5 protein-coding genes are annotated in these 4,731 nt (G+C 36.4%); 2 read left to right on the top strand and 3 right to left on the bottom strand.

The window, feature by feature from the left end; all coding sequences use genetic code 11:
* Window positions 1-199 precede the first annotated feature (199 nt).
* The 3 genes from ABFR62_13045 to ABFR62_13035 form a co-directional block, all read right to left on the bottom strand.
* Entirely contained in the window at window positions 200-670 is a 471-nt protein-coding gene (locus ABFR62_13045; GenBank protein ID MEN8139347.1) for a nuclear transport factor 2 family protein, read from the bottom strand.
* 10 nt (window positions 671-680) lie between these two features.
* Window positions 681-1,064 (bottom strand): lactoylglutathione lyase, encoded by a 384-nt coding sequence (locus ABFR62_13040; protein MEN8139346.1) that lies wholly within the window; start codon window positions 1,062-1,064, stop codon window positions 681-683.
* A gap of 189 nt (window positions 1,065-1,253) precedes the next feature.
* Window positions 1,254-1,667: a nuclear transport factor 2 family protein gene (locus ABFR62_13035; protein ID MEN8139345.1), complete on the bottom strand. Its 414-nt coding sequence runs from the start codon at window positions 1,665-1,667 to the stop codon at window positions 1,254-1,256.
* Window positions 1,668-2,275: 608 nt separating this feature from the next.
* Here ABFR62_13035 and nuoE point away from each other — a divergent pair.
* On the top strand, window positions 2,276-2,788 hold the full coding sequence (gene nuoE, locus ABFR62_13030; protein ID MEN8139344.1) for an NADH-quinone oxidoreductase subunit NuoE: 513 nt from the start codon (window positions 2,276-2,278) through the stop codon (window positions 2,786-2,788).
* 76 nt (window positions 2,789-2,864) lie between these two features.
* Window positions 2,865-4,640 (top strand): NADH-ubiquinone oxidoreductase-F iron-sulfur binding region domain-containing protein, encoded by a 1,776-nt coding sequence (locus ABFR62_13025; GenBank protein ID MEN8139343.1) that lies wholly within the window; start codon window positions 2,865-2,867, stop codon window positions 4,638-4,640.
* Window positions 4,641-4,731 lie beyond the last annotated feature (91 nt).

The following is a 4,731-nucleotide window of genomic DNA, read 5'->3' as shown; positions in this document are numbered from 1 at the left end:
AATAACTGCATTTGGGGGGCTGCCGTAACGGAAAACCACAAATACAGAATTATGAATACAAATAACAGGTGCAATGGTGAGTATATGGTTAGTGCCGATTTTCAAAGCACAAAACGTTCATTTAAGTACCTGCTTAATTTGGTGCAATATGTTTATTATTACTATACCGCCATTAATTATATGCATTGTTGTGCGTTCGTTATTCTTTATTCATTATTTCATTTTGATATTGTCTTAATAAATCCGGGTTATCTATCGAGCCGTGATGTTGTATTTGTTTCCATTCACCATCTTTATTGATAAAAACTCTTGAAGTCCTAATAGCCAAATCAATTTTAGTGTTTCCCTTTTCAAAATATCCCTTTTCTCTACCCGTAACTAAAAACATATTGTCAGTTGAATGCATAGTAAAGTCGTAAAACTCAACATACACTTTCGCTTTTCCATTGAATATTTTATCATAAACACTTTCTATGTTATTCCAATCTCTCATTATTCCGCCAACTGGATTATTCATTGATGCTTCTTTACTGTTAAGCCAAACTCTTTGCATCAAATCCATATCACGTTGATTGAAAGCTTTGTAAAAATTAATTAGTGCTTTTAATTTGTCATTTTCAACATTTGCCAAATTTTCTGAGCCGTTTATTGTTGTCATTGTTTTATCCATAATGTTAAAATTATATTTTCTGTGCAAATGCAATTATATGTCCATCCAAATCCGAAATGTATCCAACTTTGTCACCCCAATTTCTATCTTGCAATTTGCTGATTTTTTTTCCACCTAATTCTATTCCTCTTCTGATGTATTCATTTGGATTGTTCATTTTCAAATAAAGTTCACATCTTGGTATTCCATTTCCTTTTTCAGGATGTGGTAATTTATTCGAAATAATTTTCGCAATTCCTTTTTCTGGCATTATCCCTAATTTTACATTTTCAGATAGCTTGAATTCAGTCATTCCGGTAACATTCAAAGATGGTTTAATTTTAAAAAGTCTTTCGTAAAAATCTTTACTTCTCTCTTGCTTACTCACATATATAATAAATTCTATCTCATCCATAAATGATGTTCATTTTTTATAATTAATGTGTCTCTTTTTCATCCTCCTTAATGACACACAACCGGTTTAGTATATGAAAAGTTGCCGGCTTCGAAGCACTTATTTTCAATTTGCAACATAGTTCAATCGGGCTAAAATGCTTGATGTTACTACTGTTTTGGTAATTTTTTATTTACATTATGTGTAGATTTATTTGATCTTTCTATCTGCTTCATTTATAGCTAAATCATTTATGCTTGCAAATCTTTTTTTCATAAGTCCATTCTCATCAAATTCCCAGTTTTCATTTCCATAAGCTCGCCACCATTGTCCATCCTCATCATGATATTCATACTCAAATCGAACTGCGATGCGATTTTCTGTATGTGCCCAATATTCTTTTTTAAGTTTGTATTGGAGTTCTTTTTGCCATTTATTGGTGAGAAATTTAACAATTTCTTCTCGCCCGTTAATAAATAGATTTCTGTTACGCCATACACTATCAGTGGTATAGGCTTTGGAGACGCGTTCAGGGTCTTTACTGTTCCAGGCGTCTTCTGCAGCTTGGATTTTTTGTTTTGCCGATTCTAATGTGAAAGGCGGAACGGGTAATTTCTGTTCCATAATTAATCGTTTTAATTTTTTATAAGTTACAAACAACAGAAGTATATACCAAGGTTTTTGTTTTGTTTAACCTTTGCTTTGGGCTTGAATTAATACCAGTTAAAGATAACTTCAATTGAAAATGAATTTTCATTTCAGCATTTATCCGAATGCATGAGGGATTATTCACAAGTGTTTATTTTGGTGTTCATGATTACTTCGTAGTTGCTTCGCATCCCTATGCCTCGGTTTTGAAAATAAGAAAAGAAAAAAAGATATTCTCTTTTCTTATTTATCCCGATGCGTGAGGGATAGAGTCGGCAGCTTGTACCTGTGATTTGTTATGAATAACTGTATTTGGGGGCTTGCCGTTACGGAAGACCACAAATGCAGAATTATGAATACAAATCACAGGTACAACTACAGACGATAGCCCGACCTTTTGTATGTTGTACAGAATATGAAGAATTTAGGCTTAGTATTGTAACATACAAAGGGCATGCCCTAATAAAAACTTTATTTAGACTGCCTAAAAATTCAAATATTATGATGTTTTCTCATGTTTTTATACGACGAATATCAATATTTTTATCTCCGTAAATTAGGAAATAAAACTTAAAAACTTATAAATGAGAGTCTCCAGATTAGATACTGCAGAGATGCCTGATAAAACGGCAGAAATTGACTTGTCTTTGCTTGTCGATGTGATAGAGAAGTATCGCGGAAAAAAAGGAAATCTAATACCAGTATTACAATCAGCACAAGATATTTACGGATATCTTCCCGAACAGGCCTTTAGGATGATTTCGAAAGAATTGGGGCTGAAACTATCTGATATGTATGGAGTGGCAACATTTTATGCACAATTTAGACTAAATCCTGTTGGGAAAAATATTATCAAAGTTTGTCACGGAACAGCATGTCATGTGCAAAATGCGAAAGCGCTTACTGTTGCTTTGGAGGATAATCTAGGTATTAAAGATGGCGAAACTACCGAGGATAACATGTTTACTTTGGAATCGGTTGCATGTTTAGGATGTTGCTCGTTGGCTCCTGTAATGATGATTGGAGAAGAAACCTACGGGAACCTGGATGGTAAAGCAGCTGCCAGGGTTATTAAGCAGATGAGGAAAAACAGGTAGTTTCTGGTTGCTTGTTTCTGGTTTTATAACCGGAGTCAAACAACTAGTAACTAGTAACGAGAAACTAGTAACTAGGATGAAAACAAAAGTAATAGTAGGTATGGGAAGTTGCGGTATAGCTGCCGGAGCAAATAAAACCTACGATGTTTTAGAGAATATAAAAACAGGCGATAATTTAGATGTTGACCTGAGCAAAACATCTTGCGTAGGTAAGTGTTATGCAGAACCTTTAGTAGAGATTATAGACGAGAATGGATATTATCTTTATGGAGGTGTAGATGAGAAAAAGATAAAAAAGGTTATAGAAAGCCACATTGTTAATAAGATTCCGATTAATGAATATCTTGTGAAGTTTGATAAATCGCAAGATATGATGGAATCAAACGAAGAGGGGCAGGTTAAAATTGCACTTCGTAACTGTGGTTATATGGATCCTGAGTCGATAGAGGAAGCCGAAGAGCGTCATGCTTATAAGGCAATTTTAAAGATAAAAGAGGAGAAGATAAAAGATAAAAGTGTTATCCAGTCTGTTTTGGATTCCGGAATTCGCGGCCGGGGTGGGGGAGGTTTCCCAACCGGATTGAAATGGCAGTTTGCCAATAATAGTAAATCGGATGACAAGTTTATAATATGTAATGCCGATGAAGGTGATCCGGGAGCATTTATGGATCGTTCTCTTTTGGAGGGAGACCCTCATGCAATTTTGGAAGGTATGCTGATTGGTGCTTATGCCATTGGTGCAAACCAGGGTGTAATTTATTGTAGAGCGGAATATCCATTGGCAATTAAACGATTGAATATTGCGATAGGTCAGGCTCGCGAAAAAGGTTTCCTCGGAAAAAATGCAAGCGGTATTGAAGGTTTCGATTTCGACATTTATGTTAAAGAAGGTGCGGGAGCTTTTGTATGTGGCGAAGAAACCGCATTAATAGCTTCTGTAGAGGGTGAAAGAGGGATGCCCCGTAAGCGTCCGCCATTTCCGGCTGTATCAGGACTTTGGAAAAAACCAACAAATATTAATAACGTAGAAACTCTAGCCAATATTCCTTACATATTACTAAACGGACCGGAATCATACAACAAGTACGGAACAGAAAAAAGTAAGGGAACGAAGGTTTTTGCTCTAACTGGAAAAATTAAAAAAGGAGGCCTGGTAGAGGTTCCGATGGGGATGACTCTTAAAGAAATTATTTTTGATTTGGGAGGAGGAATTCAGGATGATAAAAGTTTTAAGGCTGTTCAGCTTGGAGGCCCTTCGGGAGGGTGTATTCCTGCTTCGCTGATAGATACTCCTGTTGATTATGACTCTGTGAATTCTACCGGAGCAATCATGGGATCGGGAGGAATGGTTGTGATGGACGAATCGACATGTATGGTTGATTTGGCTAAATTCTTCCTGAATTTTACCCAGCAGGAAAGTTGTGGTAAATGTACTTTCTGTCGTATGGGGACAAAGCGAATGCTCGAAATATTAACCCGTATAACAGATGGTAAAGGAGAGCAGGGCGATATAGAAAAACTGGAAGAGTTGTCGGTTCAGATAAAAGATAACTCTCTTTGTGGATTAGGTCAGACAGCTCCAAATCCGGTATTGACTACCCTAAAGTATTTCCGTCACGAATATGAGGCTCACATTAATGACAAAAAGTGTCCTGCAAAAGTTTGTAACGCATTATTGACTTACGAAATTGTTGCAGACGCTTGTACAGGATGTACCTTGTGTGCAAGAAAATGTCCGGTAGATGCAATTTCGGGGTCTAAAAAAGAAGTTCATTTTATAGATCAGGATTTGTGTATTAAGTGCGGAGCATGCGACGATGCGTGTAATTTTGATTCGATTTTGGTGTATTAGTGAATCGGTGATACGGTGATACGGTGAATCGGTGATACGGTGAATCGGTGATTTGGTGGTACGGTGAATCGGTGATTTGGTGATACGGTGA

The organism is Bacteroidota bacterium, from assembly GCA_039714315.1.
Classification (GTDB): Bacteria; Bacteroidota; Bacteroidia; order Flavobacteriales; family JADGDT01; genus JADGDT01.
This window is presented reverse-complemented; position numbering and strand designations above follow the sequence as displayed.

Coding starts and splice junctions, on each gene's coding strand:
- ABFR62_13045 (MEN8139347.1), bottom strand. CDS start 670: ATGGATAAAACAATGACAACAATAAACGGCTCAGAAAATTTGGCAAAT.
- ABFR62_13040 (MEN8139346.1), bottom strand. CDS start 1,064: ATGGATGAGATAGAATTTATTATATATGTGAGTAAGCAAGAGAGAAGT.
- ABFR62_13035 (MEN8139345.1), bottom strand. CDS start 1,667: ATGGAACAGAAATTACCCGTTCCGCCTTTCACATTAGAATCGGCAAAA.
- nuoE (MEN8139344.1), top strand. CDS start 2,276: ATGAGAGTCTCCAGATTAGATACTGCAGAGATGCCTGATAAAACGGCA.
- ABFR62_13025 (MEN8139343.1), top strand. CDS start 2,865: ATGAAAACAAAAGTAATAGTAGGTATGGGAAGTTGCGGTATAGCTGCC.